General features: G+C 63.0%; 1 pseudogene. It reads right to left on the reverse strand.

Going from position 1 to position 1,653, the window contains the following annotated elements:
* Positions 1-1,653: pseudogene (locus P7A99_RS25125) on the reverse strand (hypothetical protein); the annotation flags it as partial.

Consider the following 1,653-nt stretch of genomic DNA (forward strand, 5'->3'; position numbering starts at 1 on the left):
CTCAGGGCGACATCGGTGACGCTCGGCGCGAGCAGTTCGGCCAAGGTGAACACGCCGTCCGAAAACGCAAAGAGCTCTACCCCGCTCACCAGGTCGACGCCTTCACCTGTGGGCCCGGCGTACAGGCGGACCGATTGGCTGCTAAGGGCGTCGGCCGTGTAGAGCGCCCGAGCTTGCGCGTAACGCGCGGTATCGACGCCCTGCCCGCCCTCAAGGCGATCGTCGCCGCCATCGCCCGTCAAGACGTCGTCGCCGTCTGCGCCCACCAAGCGGTCGGCGCCTGCGCCGCCGCTCAGACTATCTTGGCCGCCACCACCAACCAAGACGTCGTCATACCCACCGCCCGTCAAAGTGTCGTCGCCCGACCCCGCCTTGAAGAAAAGGCGTTCCACTCCAACGATACGGGCGCCGTCAGCGAGGGTCTGGTCGCCAAGAGCAAGGTCAATAGCGAAGCTGTCTGTGGTGGTCGCGCGGTCTATCGCCGTCGCGATCGGGGTAGTGGAAAACTCTAGTATGCGGTTGAGCGGCGGCGATCCATGGTGGAAATATGCGTCGTTCGCCAAGTAGATCTGCCCATCGATCACTTGGATGCCTTCAATGGCGTCGGCCTCGGCCACCGTGTAGCGGCCAAGCAAATTTCCCGAGGCGATATCGCGCTTGTCGATCAGCCCAGCCTGACCGTTTTCACCGTAGGTGATGTAAAGGACCCCGGACGCGCCCTCAGTTGCGTCGAAGAACAAATGGTCAGGATTAACGCCGATATCGAGCGACTTGAGAAGCGCGCCGGTTTCGATAGAGCGCCACTCGACCGTGGTGTTGTCCGTCGATCCCGGGGAGCGACTGATAATGACGGCGTCCAGAGTGCTGTCATAAGCCAATCCGTTCGGCGCCGTGCCGGTGGTTGGAGTAATGATCTTAATCAGCGCGCCGGTGCTGGCGCTGTAGACGCGCACCTTGCTCTCGCTGAGCGAGGCGACGAGCAGCTGGTCCGCTTGAGGGCGGTAGGAAAGGCCCTGAACGGCCCTTATCGGCGAGCCCAGATTGATCTCGCCAAGCTTCGTCTGGAGATCGGCCGATAGATGCACCAGCGAAGGCGTGTAGGTCGTATCGTTCTCTTCGGCCTGACCTTCATTCGCCGCCCACCAGGTGCCATCCGCAGCGCGTGTCAGGCCGGTGATGGTAAAGCCTGTGCCTGGTGTGGCGCCGCGTCCATCAGGAAGCGTCCAAGCCCCGGTCATAGTGATCGTGCCGTCGGTTGTTCCCCAATAGACTGCCGATGCGCTGTCGCCGCCGAGAGCCCAATCCCCGTCGGCGAACCTGAGGGTTTCTATGCCCGTCAGGATGTCGTCGCCCTGGCCGGGACCGGTGACACGGAACTGCCCACCCCCGAGGTCTGTGATCGCGTAATGCTCGTAAGCGCCGGCGAACATGGCGATATCGTAGCCGTCTCCGCCGTTAAGGCGATCGTTTCCACCTGCGCCGGCCAAGATGTCGTCGCCGCCAGCCCCGCTCAGAGTATCGGCCAGCGCCCCCCCAATCAGAGTGTCGAAGCCCGATCCAGTCGTCAGGTTGACCTGCTCGATATCGACGATGAACGAGCCGCCGCCGATCGCCTGAAGCAGCGAGGGGTCGGTCAGATCCAGGCGCATATTG

Origin of the sequence: Caulobacter endophyticus, from assembly GCF_029543245.1 — a bacterium.
In the GTDB taxonomy this organism is placed as follows: domain Bacteria; phylum Pseudomonadota; class Alphaproteobacteria; order Caulobacterales; family Caulobacteraceae; genus Caulobacter; species Caulobacter endophyticus_A.